The sequence below is a fragment of the Lutimonas saemankumensis genome, assembly GCF_020171465.1.
In the GTDB taxonomy this organism is placed as follows: domain Bacteria; phylum Bacteroidota; class Bacteroidia; order Flavobacteriales; family Flavobacteriaceae; genus Lutimonas; species Lutimonas saemankumensis.
Genome location: NZ_JAIUZR010000003.1, coordinates 1,177,791 through 1,199,204 on the forward strand (window position 1 = coordinate 1,177,791; position 21,414 = coordinate 1,199,204).

The window sequence follows — 21,414 nt, forward strand, 5'->3', positions numbered from 1 at the left end:
TTTTCATGAGTAACAGTCAGAATCAGGAAACCGTTAAAAACTTCTTTACCAAGTTTTTAGAAGACAATAATCATCGGAAAACTCCAGAAAGATTTGCCATTCTTCAAGAAATATATGACAATGACGATCATTTCGACATTGAAACCCTATACATTGAAATGAAGAATAAGAATTACAGGGTGAGCCGAGCTACGTTGTACAATACCATAGAACTCTTATTGGAATGCGGATTAGTACGTAGGCATCAGTTTGGTCAGAACCAGGCTCATTATGAAAAATCTTATTTCAACAAACAACATGACCATATTATTTTAACGGACACGGGTGAAGTAATCGAATTCTGTGATCCAAGAATCGAGAATATTAAAAAATCGATTGAAGAGGTTTTCAATGTAAAAATTGACAGCCATTCCCTCTATTTTTATGGTCAAAAAAAACAAAATGCTGAATAACTTACTAAAATTAATTAAATGATTGATTTACTACTAGGCCTGCAATGGGGAGATGAAGGAAAAGGAAAAATCGTAGATGTACTGACTAAGAATTATGATATTATTGCAAGGTTTCAGGGCGGACCTAACGCCGGGCACACCTTAATTTTTGACGGGAACAAACATGTTTTGCATACCATTCCTTCGGGAATATTTCACGAAAGAGCCATTAACATTGTTGGTAACGGTGTAGTTATTGACCCCGTTATTTTCAAAAATGAAATCGACAACCTCAGTGGTTATAATATTGATTTCAAGACGAAATTGCTGATTTCCCGTAAAGCCCATATTATTTTACCTACGCACAGGTTATTGGATGCGGCTTCGGAAAAAATGAAAGGGAAGTCTAAAATTGGATCAACGCTCAAAGGTATAGGCCCTACCTATATGGATAAAACCGGTAGAAACGGTTTGCGAATTGGAGATCTTGAGATGAAGGATTGGAAAGAAAGGTATCAAAACCTGACAAGAAAACACCTGAACATGATTAGTTTTTACGGGGTTGAGCTTGATTTTGATCTTGAAGAACTGGAAAAAGATTTTTTCACTGCGATTGACGCATTAAAGGAATTGACCTTTATCGATAGCGAAGAGTATATCAATCAGGCTCTTGCCAAAGGGCAATCTATACTTGCTGAAGGAGCACAAGGATCACTGCTTGATATCGATTTTGGAACTTATCCTTTCGTAACATCATCAAACACAACAGCGGCGGGTGCCTGTACTGGACTTGGTGTAGCTCCTAATAAAATTGGAGATGTGTTCGGAATATTCAAGGCATATACAACCCGGGTAGGGTCTGGCCCCTTCCCTACTGAATTGTTTGATGAGGATGGTAAGACCATGGCAAAAGTAGGTCATGAATTCGGAGCCACAACGGGAAGGCCAAGGCGATGTGGATGGTTGGATCTTATTGCATTGAAATATGCCGTTCAGATCAACGGGGTAACACAACTCATGATGATGAAAGGAGATGTGTTATCGGGATTTGAAGTTTTAAAGGCTTGCACCTCATATCATTATAAAGGTAAAGACATCTTCCATTTTCCGTATAATATTGAAGGGGAAAATGTCAAGGTGAATTATACAGAATTTGAAGGATGGAAAGAGGATCTGACGCAAATGACTGATGCCGGAGAACTTCCAAAAAACCTAAAAGACTATATCGCTTTTATAGAAGATTTTGTTGGAGTTAAGGTACATATCGTTTCCGTTGGCCCGGATAGGAAACAAACAATTATGGTTTAATTACCGTTTGATCAATTAAAAAAGGTAAAGATTCTTTTGAAGAACTTTACCTTTTTTCTTTTCGAGTATATTTGTATTGCTAAAATAAAAGAAGGTAACCTTGAAATACTGCACCCTTTTTATAATTTGCTTCTTGATAAACTTTGCTACCCTGGCGCAGGGAAAAAGAATTCAGATCATTCATTCTGATAATTCAAGTATTGATGAGGAACGGCTTCCCGGAGCCACGATCCTGCTTGGAAATATTGTGATCAGGCACGAAGGCATCAAACTCAGATGCAAAAAAGCAGTTCATTACAAGAACGAGAATTTTATCAAAGCCTATGGAGATGTAGTATTAAATCAGGGAGACAGTATCATTCAGACGAGCCAATACACTGAATACAACGGAAATACACAAAAGGCACTTTCATGGGGTAATGTGGTTATCAGGGATTCAAAAATGACTTTGAGTACGGATACGCTAAATTTTGATCGGACGAGTCAACTGCTCTTTTACAAATACGGAGCGACTATTAAAGACAGTATCAATGTCCTTACCTCTAATACAGGAAACTATTATCTTGACAACAATAAGTTCCAGGCTATTTCCAATGTGGTCCTTACAAATCCCGATTATGTCCTGGAATCGAACCATCTGGATTATTACACAGACAGTGGAAGAGCTTATTTATACGGTTCTTCAACGATTACCAGTGACAATAATTTGATTTATTGTGAAAAAGGCTTTTACGATACAAAACAAAACATATCTCACTTCACCCGTAATGCGAGGATTGAATATGATGATAAAGAAATTAAAGCCGACAGCTTGTTTTACAACAGAAATCTTGGTTTTGCTTCAGCTACAGAAAATATTGTCATTATTGATACCCTGAATAACAGTGTGCTGAAGGGTGGATATGCGGAATTCTTCGAAAAACTGGATTCAGCCTATGTGGTAAAAAGGGCTGTGGCAATTACCAATACAAATAAAGATTCACTTTTTATACATGGAGATACAATTCTTGCAACCGGAAGACCTGAGAAAAGAATCATAAGGGCATACCATCATGTTAAATTCTTTAAGAGCGATCTAAGCGGAAAATGTGATTCCATCCATTCAGATCAAGGAAACGGACTCACCCAAATGTTCAGGTCTCCTATATTATGGTCAAAAAAAAGTCAGATAACGGGAGATACTATTCAATTGCTTAACAACACCGAAACAAACAACCTGGATAGCCTTAAAGTCCTTAGAAACGCTTTTATTATTGATAAGGATTCCATAGGGTTTAACCAAATAAAGGGGCGCGACCTGTATGGAAAGTTTGAAGAAAACGATTTAAGATTTGTCAATATAATAGGTAATGCCGAAGTCATTCACTTTGTGAGGGATGAGGAACAAACACTTATAGGAATTGAGAAAACTTCATGTAGTGAAATACATTTTGTCTTAAGAGATGGAAAAATTGAAACATCAAAATTTATAAATCTCCCCGACGGGCAAACCTACCCTCCTTCAAAGCTGCCCATCGCTGCGAGAAAACTCAGGGGATTCCTTTGGAGAGAATCGGAAAAGCCAATGTCCAAATACGATATATTCGTTAAAGATGAAAAATGATTTTCTGAAATATCAGGCACAGACCAGTGAACATCCTATCCTGCTTAAGGTTAAAAGAGCCAAAGGATGCTATATTTACGATGAACAGGATAAAAAATATCTGGATTTTATTGCAGGGGTATCTGCCAACACCTTGGGCCATCGACCGGAGCCGGTTATAAAAGCCATTAAAAATCAACTTGATGCCTATATGCATGTCATGGTTTATGGAGAGTTCATCCAGGAGCCTCAAACTGAGCTTTGTAAATTTATGGCCTCCCACCTGCCCAATTCTCTGAATTGTATTTACCTGACCAATTCCGGAACAGAGGCGACGGAAGGGGCATTAAAGCTTGCAAAGAAGGTTACGGGAAAATTTGAGATTATTGCGGCGAAAAATGCCTATCATGGGAATACTCAAGGCGCCATGAGTGTTTGTGGAAAAGAAGAACAAAATGCTGCTTTCAGACCACTTGTTCCAGGTTCAAAGTTTATTGAATTCAACAATGAACAAGACCTGAAAAAAATCAACTGCCATACTGCTGCTGTGATTTTAGAAACTATTCAAGGGGGTGCAGGATTTATTTTACCGGAAAATGATTATCTAAAAAAGGTTGATCAGCGATGTAAAGACGTTGGTGCCTTATTGATTCTTGACGAAATTCAGAGTGGTATCGGACGGACCGGTACTTTCTATGGATTTGAACATTATGGAATAGAACCTGATATCGTCATCACAGGAAAGGGATTGGGAGGAGGAATGCCCATTGGTGCATTTATTGCTTCAAAGGAAAGAATGAATTTGCTAATGCGCAAACCAAAACTGGGTCATATCACGACCTTTGGCGGCCATCCTGTAATTGCTGCTGCTGCGCTGTCAACACTTCAGACATTGTTTAATTCCAATCTGATGGAAGCAACCCAACCAAAAGAAAAACTCTTTAGAAAACACCTTGTTCATAAGCATATTTTGGAGATAAGAGGGAAGGGCCTGATGCTTGCACTTATCATGGAGAAACCTGAAATAACCAATTACCTTATTCTAACCGCAATAAAAAAAGGGCTTTTGCTGTTTTGGCTTCTCTATGAACCCAAAGCCGTTAGAATTACTCCTCCACTGACTATTTCAGAAAAACAGATTTTATCAGGTTGTCAAATTATTCGAGATATACTTGACACTTATCCAGAAAACTAAATTATTTATTGTCTTTTTGTTAAAATTGTTAATCTAATCTTAACGATATAGGATTTTTTTTGCCAAAAAAGTTAAATGTTTCTTAATTCAGAGAAATTTAACTTTAAATAATGTAATAAATCAGTCTAAAGTTGCGTCCTTTAAAATATAAATGTCTAATCTATTATTGTCTAATCTAAATTATATATCATGAAAAGTTTAAAATTATTCGTTTTTGCATTCGCTCTATTAACAGTTCACATCGCAGCAGCTTCAACAACCAACCCTATTAAACCAACCGACGAGTTAAGAGTTGAAATGGTGGAATTGATTGGTTCAAGCTATTTGGATATTGATGAAATGTCAGCAGATGAATTTTCAGCTGATGTATTGTTCACCGTAAACGCAAAACAGGAAATAATAATCTTATCAGTTGATTCGGAAAACGGTCAATTGGAATCTTATCTTCAAAGAAAATTGAATTACAAAAAAGTAGATCACAGACCAAGCAAACATGGTGAAATCTATTTACTACCAGTGAAAATGGTAAAACAACTATAACGATCCCAAATAATATCGCTATTTAGAAAACTATCTCAAAATGAGATAGTTTTTTTTTGCCTGATAACCAAGAAATAATAAAATCGTTAAGTGTTTCTTAAAAAATCAATAGATTCTCATTGTCCATTGTTAAATGTTTCTTAATTCATGATATTTTAACATTTCTATGTGTAACAATTATTGCAATTCTTCCGTCCTTTAATATATAAATGTCTAATCTATTTGTCTAATCTAAATTATATATCATGAAAAATTTAAAATTATTTGTACTGGCTTTGGGTCTCTTTACACTTAACCTTTCTGCAGCAAACTTAAATCCAATTAAAGCGACCGACGAATTGCGTTCGGAAATGATTGAATTAATAGGATCCAACTTTATGGATGAGATGCTTGAGGATCAATACGAAGCGAATGTCTTATTCACAGTTAACGCAAATAAAGAACTTATCGTCTTATCAGTTGAGTCAGATAACGATCAACTTGAAAATTATTTAAAGAGAAGATTGAATTACAAAAAAGTAAATCACAAACCTACAAAGTACGGTGAGATCTACCTTTTACCCGTTAAAATGATCAAACAAATTTAATCCACTTTATCATTTTTATTTGAAGAAAAAAGTTGTCTGAAAGGGCAACTTTTTTTCATTGAACCAAACTTGATAATAAATTACGAACCTTGTTACTGTTCCAGTCAGCCGCTCCAATTTTCTTTACTACAATTTTTCCTTCTGAGTTTATTATAAAAGTAGTTGGTAACGATTTCGATCTCAATTCCTCTGCAGGCTGAGAAACCTGGAAATAAACGGGGAAATTAAATCCTTTTTCTCGCATAAAATATCCAACCTTATCCGGTTCATCATTTGCGACAAACAGAAAAACAACTTTATCCTTATATTCCGAATACAGTTTCTGCAGACTTGGCATCTCCGCAATACATGGAGGACACCAGGTAGCCCAGTAATTTATAAAGACTACTTTTCCTTTTAAGGATTCCATATTGATATCCACTCCCTCCGAATCTCTCAGGGTCCAATAGTAACTACTTAGAACTTTTTGCTTGTCTTCATCTACCTCTAAAGAAAATACTCTGGTCGTTAAAAATGAAACACCCTTAATCAAAGTGGACCTTACAGGTAAGCCATAGGGTGTAAACAAGAATAAAATAAATCCAAAAAAAAGAATATTGGTAAAGTGCTTCCTTAAAAATTTTGTCATAATAAATCTCTATCTCCTGATTGAATCCAGAAGAGCTAATAACTTATTCTTTTGCAAGATAAGACTTATCAATAATAAAACGAATACCAATACGGCTAAACCAAACAACAATCCGCCATCATCCTGAACCACTATACCCAAAACAAATAAATGAGATAAAATTGCTCCGCTTATTACGCCTAAACCTGCCAAGGCCCCAATAAGACTGGTTCTCCTTATCAAAAGTAACAAAGCTACTAATAGTTCTATGATACCTGTTCCGATTCTACCATAAGGCTCCATTCCAAGTTCGCTGAAAATGTAAACACTTTCTGGCGCCGCTGAGAACTTGAAAAACAAGGTTTGTAAAAGAATGACAGCCGCAAGGATTGAAGAAACTCTTTCTATATAAAATTTCATCTCGTCTATTTGATGTTGCACTTAATTTCTAGCCATTGAGACGAACTTGCCACAAAATTCTTACATAAATTTAGGAATCAAAAAAAAGCCCCGATTAAAATCGGGGCATTTCGCAGGTTAACTAAAAACTTACTTTTCCGCGTTTTCCTTTTTTATCAAATTCAATGCAGAACCCTCTTTAAACCAGTCGATTTGATTCTGATTATAGGTATGGTTCAACCTAATCGTGTCTTTAGCATCATCTTCATGAATTACTTCAAGCGTTAATTGCTTTCCAGGAGCAAATTCATTCAGATCAACAAAATTAAATGTATCATTCTCCTGAATAAGATCGTAATCATTTTCATTCGCGAATGTCAAACCTAGCATACCTTGTTTTTTTAGATTTGTCTCATGAATTCGTGCAAATGACTTCACAATAACCGCAGCAACTCCAAGGTGCCTCGGTTCCATAGCTGCATGCTCTCTGGAAGACCCTTCTCCATAATTGTGATCACCTACAACAACTGAATATACTCCGGCAGCTTTATAAGCTCTTGCCGCATCCGGTACGGGCTGATACTCACCGGTTAACTGATTCTTCACATTGTTAGTCTCCATGTTGTAAGCGTTAACAGCACCAATCAATAAATTGTTTGAAATATTATCCAAATGCCCTCTGAATCTTAGCCATGGTCCTGCCATGGAAATATGATCGGTTGTGCATTTGCCATAAGCTTTAATTAACAATTTTGCATTCTTAACCTGATCCCCAATAGGCTCAAAAGGACTCAACAATTGTAATCTTTTTGAATCTTCTTTTACATTCACCTCGATTGCCGAACCATCTTCTACCGGAGCCACATACCCAGGATCATCAACATCAAACCCTTTTGGAGGCAATTCAAACCCCGTAGGTTCATCAAACATCACCTCTTCTCCGTCCTTGTTTATTAACTTATCAGTTATAGGATTAAAATCCAGCTTACCTGAAATGGCAAGGGCCGCAACCATTTCCGGTGAACCTACAAATGCATGTGTATTGGGGTTTCCATCAGCTCTTTTTGAAAAGTTTCTGTTAAAAGAATGAACAATGGTATTCTTTTCTTTTCTATCGGCTCCTTCCCTCGCCCACTGGCCAATGCAAGGCCCGCAGGCATTGGTAAATATTTTCGCATCAAGGTCTTCAAAGATCTCCAATAGACCATCTCTTTCAGCCGTATATCTTACCTGCTCGGATCCGGGATTTATTCCGAACTCAGCTTTTGCAACCAGCTTTTTATCTAAAGCTTGTTTGGCAATTGAAGCTGCTCTTGACAGGTCTTCATAGGAAGAATTCGTACAAGATCCTATCAATCCCCACTCAACATCCATTGGCCAGTCATTGGTTTCTGCCTTTTCCGTCATCGTTCCAACCTCCGTAGCGAGATCTGGAGTAAATGGTCCATTTAGATGAGGTTTTAACTCAGATAAGTCAATCTCGATAACCTGGTCAAAATACGATTCCGGATCAGCATATACTTCTTCATCTCCCGTTAGATAAGGTGCAACCTTATTTGCGGCATCAGCTATTTCATCTCTTCCTGTTGCCCTTAGATAACGTTCCATGGATTCATCATAACCAAAGGTTGATGTCGTTGCCCCAATCTCGGCGCCCATATTACAAATGGTTCCTTTACCTGTAGCAGATAAAGCCTTGGCTCCTTCTCCAAAATACTCTACTATACATCCTGTACCACCTTTAACCGTTAAGATTCCGGCTACCTTTAAAATAACATCCTTCGGAGCAGTCCAACCGCTTAACTTTCCGGTAAGTTTTACTCCGATCAACTTCGGAAACTTGAGTTCCCAGGGCATATCTGCCATGACATCAACTGCATCCGCTCCACCAACACCAATGGCAACCATACCCAAACCTCCGGCATTTACGGTATGAGAATCGGTACCAATCATCATCCCACCTGGAAAGGCATAATTCTCGAGTACCACCTGATGAATTATACCGGCTCCCGGTTTCCAAAAACCAATGCCGTATTTATTAGAAACTGATGCCAGGAAATTGAATACTTCACTGGAGGTATTAATCGCCTCTTGCAGGTCCTTATCTGCCCCGATTCTCGCCTGGATCAAGTGATCGCAATGAACAGTAGTAGGAACTGCAACCTTTTTCTTTCCGGCCTGCATGAATTGCAACAAGGCCATTTGTGCCGTAGCATCCTGACATGCAATTCGATCCGGAGCAAAGTCTACATAATCAACACCTCTTTCAAAGGGTTTAGTTGGTAGACCATCCCAAAGGTGGTTATATAATATTTTTTCAGATAAGGTCAAAGGTCTTCCCACAACGCTTCTTGCAGTATCAACGCGTTCTGCCATGCGCTCATATACCTTCTTTATCATATCAACATCAAATGCCATAATCTTAATTTAATTTATTCCGGTTAAAATTTATCGTCCCCAAAAGTACAAAATAATAAGATGATTTTATAAAATATTCAACGAAATTAGCCTCCCATTTCCTATTCTTCAAACAGCTGGATTTTTTCTTCAAAATTGACAATAAATGGAACGAAATCAGGGTATAAATTGTGAAATCTATAAATAGAAAAGTAAGCCTGTAAGCCGGATTCTGTATCTGCCCGAGGACAGATTCTTATCATTTATCTGGGTCGTAAATTACTTTACAACTCTAGCTGCTCACCCCTTGAATTGAACGAGTAGTTCTCTCCCGATTTCTCGGATCTCCAATGTACATAGCATTGCACCGCATAGAGTTTACCTGATTTCACTACAGCCGAACTGTACATACTTTCTGTTGCACTGGTCCTATCATACATAAATGTATGACGACGGATGTTATCCGTTATGCTACTCTTTGGTGTCCGGACTTTCCTCCACGCCAGAAGCGCAGCGATAAGACGGCTTACTTTTCAAATGCAAAAGTAGTGCTAAACTGAATGATAAAAAAATCCCACTCTTGTAAACAAAAGTGGGAAAATTGCTATGAAAAAGAATATTACTATTAAAAGTAATATAAATAAGACTGTAAAAATACAATATTTACATCAAAATCCTAATCTTTTGAAAATTTATTTTAAACAATTTTTGACATTGGTGTCAAAAAAAACCCACTCTAAAAAAGAGTGGGAAAATTGCTATGAAAAAGAAAAAGTTACTGAATTTAAAAATCCAGCAAAACAAATATACTGAAATTTTTCCTAAAAAAATTCATTATTCTCAAATACTTCTTTATAAGAAATTGATTCTTCAGAAGTTATGAAAACATATCTTTCACTTTTTCAAAAAACGATTTTTCCGAAACTGATGGTTTCGGAACAAAATTTTCATGATCTCTCACACTTTCAAAGAAGGCTTTTTGATCTTTTGTCAACTTTTTAGGTGTCCACACATTAAGATGAACTAAGAGATCTCCATTGCCATACCTTTCAAGACTTGGAAGACCTTTTCCTCTTAATCTAAGAATTTTTCCACTTTGAGTTCCTTCCTCAATCTTGATTCTGACTTTCCCGGTAAGTGTATCTATCTCTTTACTTGATCCCAGAACCGCTTCCGCATAACTTATATACAAGTCATAGTGAAGATTCGTTCCTTCCCTCTTTAATTTTTCGTGTTGAACTTCTTGTATTACAACCAAAATATCACCCGGAATACCATCTCCGGGAGCTTCATTTCCTTTACCTGATACTTTTAACTGCACACCATCCGTTACACCTGCAGGAATATCAATTTCAACGGTTTCCTCTTTAAGGATCAAACCATTAATGTCTGCTCCCTTTGGCCTGTGATTTACAACTTTACCCGCACCTTTACATGTTGGACAGGTCGTTGCAGTTTGCATTCGTCCTAAAATTGTGCTGGTAACACGCATTACACTCCCCTGGCCATTACATGCCGTACATGTGGAATAGGTTACACCGGGTGCCTTGACCTGACGCTTTACTTTAACTTTCTTATTGACACCGTTTAGTATATCCTTCAACTCCAGTTTCACACGAATACGAAGATTGCTACCCTTGATCCGTCCCTGTCTGGAGCCTCCTCCGAAACCACCACCAAAGCCGCCTCCAAAATGTCCACCAAAAATGTCACCGAATTGGCTAAATATGTCTTCCATATTCATACCTCCAAAACCTCCTCCGGCTCCACCATTTTCGAAAGCAGCATGGCCATATTGGTCATACCTTGCCTTTTTGTCAGCATTACTTAAAATTTCATAGGCCTCTGCGGCCTGCTTAAAGCGCTCTTCAGCCTGCTTGTTACCAGGATTCTTATCCGGGTGATTCTCCACGGCCTTTTTACGATAAGCCTTTTTTATTTCACTCGCAGTAGCATTTTTGCTCACTCCAAGAATTTCGTAATAATCCTGTTTCACAATATTAAAATTTTTAGTTTAAAAGGATTAATTTCCAATAACAACCTTCGGGAATCTTATGATCGTTTCTCCAAGTTTATAACCCTTTTCAACGGCATCAATGATTTTCCCTTTCAACTTCTTACTTGGGGCAGGAATCTGGCTAATCGCCTCATGGATCTCAGCATCAAAACTGTCACCCTGCTTAACTTCCATTTCTTTAAGCCCTTTCTGGCTAAGGGTGTTTTTAAACTTGTTATAAATCAACTGCATTCCTTCCAGCAAGGCTTGATCTGATGATTTTTCAACCTCCTTCAATCCTCTTTCAAAATCATCAAGAATTGGTAAGAGAGCTGTCATCAGCTCTTTATTCGCAGTGCTAAACAATTCTATTCTTTCTCGTGAAGTACGTTTCTTATAGTTTTCAAATTCGGCAAAAAGACGTAAAAAATTGTCCTTTTCCTTCTGAACCTCAGCTTTTAGAGTATCCACTTCAGAAATCTCTTCTGATTTTTCTTCCGCCGTATCCGCTGATTTATTATCATCTCCCTCATTCAAAGTCTCATTTTCAACTTCATTTTGAGGTATATCTTTTTCCAGTTCTTTCTCTGTATGTTTTTGATCACTCATTATTATTCAATTTTATCCTCTTACCCTAGCTAAGCAAATTACTTGCCAAGAGTTCATTTGTGTCATAATGTCACTAAAAAAATAAAGTCTTTGACTAAGGCTTAAAAAGTATTCTCAATTCGCTCGATCTTTGCTCCCAAAGATCTCAATCGGACATCGATATCTTCATACCCTCGATCTATCTGATCGATATTGTGTATGACACTCGTACCCTTTGCTGACAAAGCGGCAATCAACAATGAAATTCCCGCTCTAATATCAGGAGAACTCATAGTAGTAGCCTTTAAACTCGATTCATGGTTCATACCAATCACCGTGGCTCTGTGAGGGTCACATAAGATTACCTTGGCACCCATGTCAATCAGTTTATCCACAAAGAACAACCTGCTTTCAAACATCTTCTGATGTATCAGCACGCTCCCTTTTGCCTGAGTGGCAACTACCAGGACAATACTTAGTAAATCAGGAGTGAAACCGGGCCAGGGCGCGTCAGAAACCGTTAAAATCGAACCATCCATGTATCCTTGGATCTTGTAACTATCCTGAGCAGGAATGTAAATGTCATCATTTACTTTTTGAAGTTCTATTCCCAATCTTCTGAAAACATCAGGAATCAAACCCAGATCCTTCCAGCTTACATCTTTGATCGTCAATTCGGACCGTGTCATTGCAGCCATTCCTATCCAGCTGCCAATCTCGATCATATCCGGTAATATTCTATGCTCACATCCGCCTAGCTCAGAAACACCCTGAACGATTAAGCGGTTGGATCCTAATCCGTCTATCTTTGCTCCCATACTCACCAGCATCCTGCAAAGTTGCTGGATATAAGGTTCACAAGCTGCATTGTAAATAATGGTTTCTCCTTTCGCCAGGACAGCAGCCATTAAAATATTTGCAGTACCGGTCACCGATGCTTCATCCAGCAGCATTTCGGTCCCTACAAGCTCTTCAGCCTCTACACCGTAAAAATACTCTTCTCTGTTATATCGGAAGGAAGCCCCCAGTTTGATAAAGCCCTCAAAATGAGTGTCAAGCCTTCTTCGGCCTATCTTATCACCTCCCGGACGTGGGATATATCCCTTTCCAAAACGGGTCAGTAAAGGCCCTACTATCATGATTGACCCCCTCAGTGAACTTCCGTCCTTTTTGAATTCGAGAGACTCGAGATACTTTAAATTGATGTCATCCGCCTGAAACGTATAAGTATTTCTGTCTAATTTTTCAATTTTAACCCCAAGTTCCCCCAAGATGAAGATGAGTTTATTCACGTCCCTGATGTCAGGAATATTGCTTATGGTGATTTTTTCGGGCGTTAAAAGGGTGGCGCAAATAATCTGAAGGGCCTCGTTTTTCGCACCTTGAGGAACAATTTCACCTTTCAGGCGATGTCCTCCTTCAATTTTAAATACTGACATTATTGGTGTTTAATTTTTGGAACTTATCTTTTTCTGAAATTCTTTTTGCCCTGCTTTGAACTGCTTTTCTGAAATCCTTTTGAAGGCTTTTTTCGCACAAGATCTTTCGATTCGGATAAGCTATCAGTATCCTTAACCACAAGCCTGCCTCCTGAAAGTTCCTTTAAATGACTAAAGATTACCTCATCATCAACGGTATCTTTATTCCAGTTCAAATAACATTTCTTCATATGGTTCGCGATGGTGAAAACCAAGGCATCCTTTAGATCTCCGTCTTCCCAGGTCAATGCAGTATCGATCATGATCTGAATGTTGTTACCGTAAAACCTGTACTTTGAAGCAGATCTCGGATAATCAAGAGCCTGTGGTTTGGCCTGCAATACTTCTCTTTCTGGTTTCGGGTATGGCGTATCCACATCCAGTTCGTAATCTGACATGATAAACAACTGATCCCATAATTTATGTTGAAAATCAGGTACATCCCGTAAATGCGGCTGCATATTACCCATTACCTGCACGATGGCTTTGGCCATGGTATTTCTCACTTCTCTATCCTCCAGTTTTACACAATGATTGACAAGCTTTTGAATATGTCTTCCGTACTCGGGAATGATCAAATGCTCTCGATCAGAATTGTACTCTAATTCCATTCTTTGGGTCTTTATTTCAACTTTTAATTAAATTCTTATACTTGCTGCAAAGTAACAATTATTTTGATGACAGTGGCAAGGAATCAACCAATAATCTTCAACTTGGCAAATTGAAGTAATAACTTCTTACGATCTCCTGATTCAAACAGTATTTCTGCCTTTTTACTGTTACCCGCACCTTCTATTGAAACTACCTTTCCTGTTCCGAATTTTGCATGCTCAACAATATTTCCCGGCAAAAGATCCGTGTCAAACAGATTACTCGATGCCTTTACCTCGCTCATTTTTTTAAGGTTTTTAGAAGGAACCGAGACGGGAGGCTTCATGACTGGTTTATTCACCTTTTTCTCCAGCTTTCTGGAAACCGGCTTTTTAAATCGAATCTTTTTCTGATCAGGAATTCCGAAAATATCCTTATCGATAAATTTATTGGCGGGTCTTGTTTCCTGTTTCGGGGCTATGAATTCAAGAAATTTCTCATCCACTTCCTCAAGAAACCTGCTCGGCTCGCAATCGATGAGTTTACCCCATCTGTATCTGGATTGAGCGTAGGAAAGATACACCTGTTTTTCAGCTCGGGTAAGGGCCACATAGAACAACCTGCGCTCTTCTTCTATTTCACTTCTTGTATTCATACTCATGGCCGAAGGGAACAGGTTTTCTTCCAGTCCAACAATGTAGACATAAGGAAATTCCAATCCTTTTGCCAGGTGGATCGTCATCAGCGAGACCCTTGGAACATCTTCCTTTTCTTTATCAAAATCTGTGGCCAGAGCCACATCCTCTAAAAAATATGCCAGGGAAGAATCTTCACCTTTTTCCGTTTGCTCCTCAATAAAATCCTTTATTCCGTTCATCAATTCCTGAACATTCTCAACTCTGCTTATGGCTTCAGTGGTACCTTCACTTTCAATATCGCGAACAAGCCTGGTTTTTTTAACGACCAGATCGGCAACTTCATATGCATTTTTTGACTGAGCCTCAATTTGAAAGCTGCGAATCATATCTCTAAAATTGATCAGCTTGGATTTAATTCCAGAGTTAATATTAACAGGAATTCTGTCCAGCTGGAACAGCAATTCAAAAATGGATATATCATTCTGATTCGCCGCGATTACCAACCTGTCAATCGTTGTCTGGCCTATCCCCCTGGCCGGATAATTGATCACCCTCTTTAGCGCTTCTTCATCATTGGAATTGACCAATAGCCTCAGATAAGCCAATGTATCTTTAATTTCTTTTCTTTGATAAAAAGATAATCCCCCGTAAATTTTATACTTAATATTCTTCTTTCTAAGCGCATCTTCTATAGCCCTGGATTGCGCATTTGTCCTGTAAAGAACCGTAAAATCATTATTCGGGATCTGATGTTGCATTTTATTTTCAAAAATTGAACTTGCAACAAACCTTCCTTCATCTCCCTCAGAAAACGTTCTCATGACTTTGATGGGTTCACCTTCTTTATTTGAGGTCCAGATTTCTTTTTCAAGCTTGGTCTTGTTCTTATCAATAACACTGTTCGCCGCCTGTACAATATTACTCGAGGATCGATAATTCTGTTCTAACTTAAAGATTTTAACATCATCATAATCCTTCTGAAAATTCAAAATATTCTGGATGTTTGCTCCACGAAAGGCATAGATACTCTGACTGTCATCTCCTACAACACATATGTTTTGATAACGGTCCGCCAATGCCCTTACAATAAGATACTGCGAATGATTTGTATCCTGATACTCATCCACAAGAATATATCTGAACCGATCCTGGTACTTGGCAAGAACTTCCGGAAACCGGGTTAAAAGTTCATTGGTCCTGAGAAGTAAATCATCAAAGTCCATCGCCCCGGCTTTAAAACAGCGATCTACATATTCTTTATAGATAGAACCGATTTTGGGCCTTCCTGAAACCTTATCAGCCTCCATGACCTCGGGGTTCTGATAATAAGCCCTTACCGTAATCAGGCTGTTTTTAAACTGAGAAATTCTACCGAGAACCTGTTTGGGTTTGTATTTATCCTTTTCGAGTTGCAGCTCTTTAATAATCGAAGTTATAAGCCTTACAGAATCCTGGGTATCGTAAATTGTAAAATTAGAAGGATAGCCTAATTTTTCGGCTTCACTTCTGAGAATCCTTGCAAAGACACTATGAAATGTACCCATCCATAAATTCTTTGCCTCGCTTGGACCAACAACTCCGGCAATGCGGCTTTTCATTTCCCGAGCCGCCTTATTGGTAAAAGTGAGGGCGAGGATATTAAAAGGATCCACTCCATTTCTCATCAAATGGGCAATCCTGTAAGTTAAAACTCTTGTTTTACCTGATCCTGCCCCTGCAATGATGATCATGGGTCCTTCACGTTGAATAACCGCCTCCTTTTGTGCCTCATTCAGGGCTTCCAAATAACTTGTCACTTCCTCTTCATTTTCTCCAAAAATACAATCCATATTAATCAACAACAATAAAAGTTATTGACATTTTGTCAAAAAAAAACCGCTTTTGATAAAGCGGTTTTTTCTGATCAATCTAAATGATTATTTATCCAGGTAAATCTCTACGCGTCTGTTTGCCTGACGTCCTTTTCTGGTATTGTTATCTCCAATTGGTTTGGAAGAACCATATCCAACTGCTCTAATATTCTCAGCAGGGAACCCATTTTCAACAAGATAGTTTCTTACGGCATCTGCTCTTTTTTGAGACAGCTCCTTGTTGATCTTGTCACTACCTGTGTTATCTGTATGTCCTTCCACTACGAATTTTGAAGCGTGATATTCGGCTAAAATCCTGTCAATTCCCTCAAGTCTTATCTTGGTTTCGTCCGTAAAGGCATCAGCTCCTGTTTTGAAATAGATAGCTCTCGCCAAATCGGTAATCTCCTTCTGAACCTCTGCTGTTACGATCGGGCATCCGTAATTCTCGGCCACACCTGCCACATTAGGGCATTTATCCTGGTCATCAGGCACTCCGTCACCATCTGCATCTTTTACAGGACATCCTTTGTTTTCAACAGGTCCCGCTTCATTTGGACATTCATCCTTAGAATCCATAACTCCGTCACCATCCGTATCAGGGCATCCGTTGAATTGCTCCAGTCCTGCCTCGTTTGGACACATATCTTCTTTGTCTATAAATCCATCTCCATCGGTATCAGGACATCCGTTGAATTTGGCCGGGCCGGCTTCGTTTGGACATTTATCTTCTGAATCCATGATTCCGTCACCATCCGTGTCTGGACATCCGTTGAACTCTTCTAATCCAGCTTCTTCCGGACACTGGTCATATTTATCCTTGACACCGTCACCGTCAGTATCTTTTCCACCAAGATTAAAATTCAAACCAATCATAAACATTTGTGTAGTCATCTCATATGCCACCTCAGATCCAGGAATTTTGCCCAGAGGATTCTGGTCTGCATCCCATGGCCCGTCAGGGAATCCATCCTGATTAAAGTCGATAGCCGGTATCGGGCTCAACAAATTTCCGCTTGTTTTTCCATCGCTCATACCATAATGATACACAGCGTCCAGTCTAAAGTTTTCAGTAAATTCATAGGAAAGACCAAATTGGAAGGCGTGCGCAATAATTGCTGTCGCCGGAGTCGAGAAAAAAGCTAATTCATCCTGAATTGGATTTGAACTATAGGTATAACCAAATCTTAAAGGCAATCTGTCAACGGCTTTTAACTGAAGCCCGGCAGAAACAACAGATATATTTTGCCATCCAAAACCATTTACTGCTCCTGTGGGAATTTCCTGTCTTAATATTGGGTTCAATTGGGTTTCCCAACCATATTTTTCAAATCCTTCTGTATTTTCATAATCCACATAACGATAGTCAACGGCAATGTCAACTATTCCTTTTGAGTAACCCAAACCTATGGAATAAATAGCTGGGTAATTCATGGTGAATTTCACGTTATCTGCCGAAGATCCATCCAGATAAGTATTCTCGAAATCAAACTCGCTGAAATATTGTGGCGACTTATAAGAAGCACCAATTTTAAATCCATTTAAAGAATCGTAGAACAAACCAACCTGACCTCCAAATCCTGTTGTCGAAGCTGACTTACTAACCGGGTAACCCAAAGTCTGACTTGGTCTTGCCAAAGGGTTCGGTTCTAAAATCAGGGAAGCATAATTAAAGGTTGGCTGCAAACCAATTGAGAATTTTTCTGAAAAATTATAAGCCCAGGTAAAACCAACCTGTAAAAGCATGTATTCAGAATGTAACCTTCCAAAGCCCATCAGATTTTGCGGGTATAGAATGGCATTTGAATCATTGGGATCCCAATTTGGATTGGGATTACCAGTGCCATCAACGGGTAAATTTGTTTCCTGAGGGAAGTCAACCCCAAAACCGCTTATACCAAAGGCAGAAACACCAAAGGTATGGTTTGAATCCTCTTTTCCCCAGGCAAAACCAAGAGCAGGCATCGGGTTCCATCCTAATTCAGATTTGGTTTTACCAAAGGTACCCGGTGCTCCCTCACCAAGCATTCCGGGAGGAAGTGATGATGATAATTCGGGAACACCCTCAAAGGCCCCGATATCAAATTTAAGTATTGAACCGTCAAACACCGATAGTGCCGCCGGGTTCCACTGCATGGCGCCACTGATGTCAAGAGGCTGTGCCGTAGCTGCTCCACCCATGGACATATTTACAGCACCCACACCTTGCATGAGATGCCCAGTCTGTGCCATCGCCACACTACCGATAAGGATTAAAAATAGCTTAATTGTTTTGTGTATCATAATGATTAAATTTGCGACGCCATTTACAAGTTAAATACGTACATTATTTTATTCAAATGCAGTACTATTTTTTTAACTGGCGCATCTGTTATTTTGTACCAAATTTAGTGTCAATCGTTACATATAATTGTGACAAATATCATTTAATTCGCCTTTGTAATTATAGTTACATAAGCTATATTTAAAACCTAAAACAAACATATGGACATCAATAAGATCATTGAATTACTGGCCTATACTTTACCAGCTATTGTTACCGGTCTCGTTGCGTTGTACTTTTTTAAAAGTTTTACGGCCAATGAAGACAACCGAAGAACTTATCTCCTTCGAAAAGATTCACAACAACATGTATTACCTCTTCGTTTGCAGGCTTTTGAAAGACTCGTGTTGTTTCTTGAAAGAATCTCACTTTCAAAATTATTGATCAGGATTAAACCAACCACAAAGGATCCTGAAAAATACAGCCATAAATTAATAGGGATTGTGGAGCAGGAATTCGAACACAATCTCGCCCAACAGATCTATGTTTCCGAAACTGCCTGGAAAGCTGTTATTACATCTAAAAATCTGGTGGTCAAAATTATAAGGACCACAGCGGCAAAAGAGGAGATTGAAACAGCTGAACAGTTAAGAGAAGAATTATTAAAAAACCTGGCAAAAAATGAGGGCCCCAGCAATGCGGCCATTTCTTATTTAAAAATAGAAGTCAAAAAAATATTTTAATATGATGTTCATCAATTCGATACTTTCATTACCAAAACAATTACTTATTTTATCGGGTTTGTTCTTTTGTCTGTCGGCCTGGTCTCAAAGGCCCGAGGCGGACAGAATTATGGCAGATGGCAAAGCATTGACCATTCAGCCTGTTTTACATGGAACCCTTGTACTTGAATATGATGGAAAAGTAATTTATGTCGACCCCTATGGTGGTTCCAAAGCCTTTGCAGGTATCAAAAAACCCGATCTCATTTTAATCACTGATATTCACGGTGACCATTTGAATGAAAAAACATTAGATGGTTTGGGTGTAGAAGGTATTACTACCTTAGTTCCTCAGGCAGTGGCAGATCAGATATCTGAAAAATATAAAAATCAGCTTGTCATTCTTTCCAATGGAGAGAAGAAATCTGTGAAAGGCATTGATATTCTGGCCATTCCGATGTATAACCTCCCTGAATCGGCCGATGCCAAACACGTAAAAGGAAGGGGAAACGGATACTTGCTTCAACTGGGAGGAAAAAATATTTATATATCTGGAGACACCGCAGATATTCCTGAAATGAGAAGCTTAAAAGATATTGATATTGCATTTGTTTGCATGAACCTTCCCTATACGATGAATATAGATCAGGCCGCCAGTGCGGTTCTTGATTTTAAGCCAAAAATAGTTTATCCCTATCATTACAGAGGTCGGCCAGATATTAGTGATACTGAGGCCTTCAGCCAACTTGTCAAAACCCAAAACCAGGATATTGAGGTCAGATTAAGGAATTGGTATCCGGAATACGATTAAAATTTCAGGTGCTGTAAAGAGCTGATTATTTGGATCAGTGAATCGCGCTGATAATATCGTGTTTGGTTACAATATGGTACAGGTTGTTTCCCATATCTACAAGTACTGCCTGATTATTTTTATGAATAAGGGCGGAGATCTTCTCAACGGAAACATCATTTTTCACAATGGGATAGGGTTTGCCCATAACTTCTTTAATAGGTTTGTCTGCAATAAACTTATCTTCTAAATACAACCGAAACAAACTACTTTCATCCAAAGAACCGACTATACCACTGGCATCCATGACCGGCAATTGTGAAATTTCATGTGTTCTCATGCGCTCAATGGCATGAGAAACCAGTTCTTCCGTTTTAACGGAAACTAACTCAGATCCATCTTTACTTTTGATCAGATCAGAGGCAACGGCAATCTCTTCATCCAGAAAACCTCTCTCACGCATCCAGTCATCATTGAACATTTTTCCAACATAACGACTTCCATGGTCATGAAACAAAACCACAACCACATCTTCTGGTTTAAAATGATCTTTCAACTGAAGCACACCCTTAATGGCAGAACCCGCCGAGTTCCCTACAAAAATTCCTTCTTCCCGGGCCAGTTTACGAGTATAAACCGCCCCGTCTTTGTCTGTAACCTTTTCAAATCCGTCGATGATATCAAAATCGACATTTTTAGGAAGGATATCCTCACCTATCCCCTCTGTGATATAGGAATAGATCTCATTCTGATCAAAGATACCGGTTTCGTGATATTTTTTAAATACCGAACCATAGGTATCAATTCCCCATATTTTAATGTCCGGATTCTTTTCTTTTAAATATTTCCCAACGCCTGAAATCGTCCCTCCGGTCCCTACACCAACCACAAAATGAGTTACTTTTCCATCTGTCTGTTTCCAGATTTCGGGCCCGGTACTTTCGTAATGAGCCGCCGTATTTGATAAATTGTCATACTGCAAGGCATACCAGGAATTGGGTGTTTCCTCAGACAACCTCTTGGAAACTGAATAATAAGATCTTGGATCATCAGGTTCAACATGCGTAGGACATACTACAACTTCAGCACCCAGGGCCTTTAAAATGTCTATTTTTTCTTTTGACTGTTTATCCGCAATAACAAAAACACATTTATAACCCTTGATATTCGCTGCAATGGCAAGCCCCATACCTGTGTTTCCAGAAGTACCTTCAATGATCGTACCTCCTGGCTTCAACAAACCTGCCTCTTCTGCATCTTCTATCATTTTGAGAGCCATCCTGTCTTTGACAGAATTTCCAGGATTGAACGTCTCAACTTTTGCAAGAACCAATGCTTCGATGTCCTCTACAATTTTATTGAGCTTTACCATTGGTGTATTACCAATTGTTTCCAAAATATTTTTAGCGTATTCCATAAAAAGTTCTATTCATTACAAATTTAATGAAAATA

Annotated in this window: 19 protein-coding genes, 1 other RNA gene and 2 pseudogenes; 9 read left to right on the forward strand and 13 right to left on the reverse strand. The window is 38.7% G+C overall.

What is annotated here, in order from left to right; translation table 11 throughout:
• Positions 1-5: 5 nt before the first annotated feature.
• From LCM02_RS06740 to LCM02_RS06765, 6 genes are all read left to right on the forward strand, one after another.
• Positions 6-452 (forward strand): Fur family transcriptional regulator, encoded by a 447-nt coding sequence (locus LCM02_RS06740; protein WP_224927558.1) that lies wholly within the window; start codon positions 6-8, stop codon positions 450-452.
• Between the two features lie 18 nt (positions 453-470).
• Entirely contained in the window at positions 471-1,739 is a 1,269-nt protein-coding gene (locus tag LCM02_RS06745) for an adenylosuccinate synthase (RefSeq protein WP_224927559.1), read from the forward strand.
• 133 nt (positions 1,740-1,872) lie between these two features.
• A complete protein-coding gene (locus LCM02_RS06750; protein WP_224927560.1) occupies positions 1,873-3,342 on the forward strand; it encodes an OstA-like protein in 1,470 nt (489 codons plus the stop codon).
• Entirely contained in the window at positions 3,332-4,516 is a 1,185-nt protein-coding gene (locus LCM02_RS06755; RefSeq protein ID WP_224927561.1) for an aspartate aminotransferase family protein, read from the forward strand. Before LCM02_RS06750 ends, LCM02_RS06755 begins: the two co-directional genes overlap by 11 nt.
• A 189-nt stretch (positions 4,517-4,705) precedes the next feature.
• Positions 4,706-5,056, forward strand: a complete 351-nt coding sequence (locus tag LCM02_RS06760; RefSeq protein ID WP_224927562.1) for a hypothetical protein — start codon at positions 4,706-4,708, stop codon at positions 5,054-5,056.
• Between the two features lie 245 nt (positions 5,057-5,301).
• Positions 5,302-5,643 (forward strand): hypothetical protein, encoded by a 342-nt coding sequence (locus tag LCM02_RS06765; protein WP_224927563.1) that lies wholly within the window; start codon positions 5,302-5,304, stop codon positions 5,641-5,643.
• Positions 5,644-5,698: 55 nt separating this feature from the next.
• On the opposite strand, the gene LCM02_RS06770 is transcribed toward LCM02_RS06765, so the two are convergent.
• The 4 genes from LCM02_RS06770 to rnpB all read right to left on the reverse strand — a co-directional run bounded on the left by LCM02_RS06770 (position 5,699) and on the right by rnpB (position 9,579).
• Positions 5,699-6,271 carry a TlpA family protein disulfide reductase gene (locus LCM02_RS06770; RefSeq protein ID WP_224927564.1) on the reverse strand — a complete coding sequence of 191 codons (573 nt, stop codon included), beginning with the start codon at positions 6,269-6,271 and terminating at the stop codon, positions 5,699-5,701.
• A 9-nt stretch (positions 6,272-6,280) separates the two neighbouring features.
• Complete coding sequence (locus tag LCM02_RS06775; protein ID WP_224927565.1) at positions 6,281-6,670, reverse strand: DoxX family protein; 390 nt, start codon at positions 6,668-6,670, stop codon at positions 6,281-6,283.
• 129 nt (positions 6,671-6,799) lie between these two features.
• The gene (locus tag LCM02_RS06780) at positions 6,800-9,067 is read right to left on the reverse strand and encodes an aconitate hydratase (protein WP_224927566.1); all 2,268 of its coding nucleotides are present in this window, start codon (positions 9,065-9,067) and stop codon (positions 6,800-6,802) included.
• Between the two features lie 184 nt (positions 9,068-9,251).
• An RNA gene (gene rnpB, locus LCM02_RS06785) (RNase P RNA component class A) lies at positions 9,252-9,579 on the reverse strand.
• Positions 9,580-9,652: 73 nt separating this feature from the next.
• Here rnpB and LCM02_RS06790 point away from each other — a divergent pair.
• Positions 9,653-9,859, forward strand: a complete 207-nt coding sequence (locus LCM02_RS06790; protein ID WP_224927567.1) for a hypothetical protein — start codon at positions 9,653-9,655, stop codon at positions 9,857-9,859.
• Positions 9,860-9,923: 64 nt separating this feature from the next.
• Here LCM02_RS06790 and dnaJ read toward each other — a convergent pair whose 3' ends face one another.
• The 8 genes and pseudogenes from dnaJ to LCM02_RS16020 all read right to left on the reverse strand — a co-directional run.
• Positions 9,924-11,042: a molecular chaperone DnaJ gene (gene dnaJ, locus LCM02_RS06795; RefSeq protein ID WP_224927568.1), complete on the reverse strand. Its 1,119-nt coding sequence runs from the start codon at positions 11,040-11,042 to the stop codon at positions 9,924-9,926.
• Positions 11,043-11,069: 27 nt separating this feature from the next.
• Positions 11,070-11,651, reverse strand: coding sequence for a nucleotide exchange factor GrpE (locus tag LCM02_RS06800; RefSeq protein ID WP_224927569.1), 582 nt, complete (start codon positions 11,649-11,651; stop codon positions 11,070-11,072).
• A gap of 101 nt (positions 11,652-11,752) precedes the next feature.
• Positions 11,753-13,069 (reverse strand): UDP-N-acetylglucosamine 1-carboxyvinyltransferase, encoded by a 1,317-nt coding sequence (gene murA, locus LCM02_RS06805; RefSeq protein WP_224927570.1) that lies wholly within the window; start codon positions 13,067-13,069, stop codon positions 11,753-11,755.
• A gap of 23 nt (positions 13,070-13,092) precedes the next feature.
• Positions 13,093-13,719 carry a DUF4290 domain-containing protein gene (locus LCM02_RS06810; protein ID WP_224927571.1) on the reverse strand — a complete coding sequence of 209 codons (627 nt, stop codon included), beginning with the start codon at positions 13,717-13,719 and terminating at the stop codon, positions 13,093-13,095.
• An 83-nt stretch (positions 13,720-13,802) separates the two neighbouring features.
• Positions 13,803-16,166, reverse strand: a complete 2,364-nt coding sequence (locus LCM02_RS06815) for an ATP-dependent helicase (protein ID WP_262902490.1) — start codon at positions 16,164-16,166, stop codon at positions 13,803-13,805.
• Positions 16,167-16,253: 87 nt separating this feature from the next.
• Positions 16,254-16,652: an OmpA family protein gene (locus LCM02_RS16010; RefSeq protein ID WP_449566802.1), complete on the reverse strand. Its 399-nt coding sequence runs from the start codon at positions 16,650-16,652 to the stop codon at positions 16,254-16,256.
• Positions 16,632-17,039 (reverse strand): annotated as a pseudogene (locus LCM02_RS16015) (thrombospondin type 3 repeat-containing protein); the annotation flags it as partial. The gene LCM02_RS16010 and the pseudogene LCM02_RS16015, both read right to left, overlap by 21 nt.
• A 186-nt stretch (positions 17,040-17,225) precedes the next feature.
• Positions 17,226-18,470: pseudogene (locus LCM02_RS16020) on the reverse strand (OmpP1/FadL family transporter); the annotation flags it as partial.
• Between the two features lie 201 nt (positions 18,471-18,671).
• On the opposite strand from LCM02_RS16020, the gene LCM02_RS06825 reads away from it, so the two are divergent.
• Complete coding sequence (locus LCM02_RS06825) at positions 18,672-19,193, forward strand: DUF7935 family protein (protein WP_224927573.1); 522 nt, start codon at positions 18,672-18,674, stop codon at positions 19,191-19,193.
• 1 nt (position 19,194) lies between these two features.
• Entirely contained in the window at positions 19,195-19,983 is a 789-nt protein-coding gene (locus tag LCM02_RS06830; protein ID WP_224927574.1) for an MBL fold metallo-hydrolase, read from the forward strand.
• 34 nt (positions 19,984-20,017) lie between these two features.
• Here LCM02_RS06830 and LCM02_RS06835 read toward each other — a convergent pair whose 3' ends face one another.
• Positions 20,018-21,379: a pyridoxal-phosphate dependent enzyme gene (locus LCM02_RS06835; protein ID WP_224927575.1), complete on the reverse strand. Its 1,362-nt coding sequence runs from the start codon at positions 21,377-21,379 to the stop codon at positions 20,018-20,020.
• Positions 21,380-21,414 lie beyond the last annotated feature (35 nt).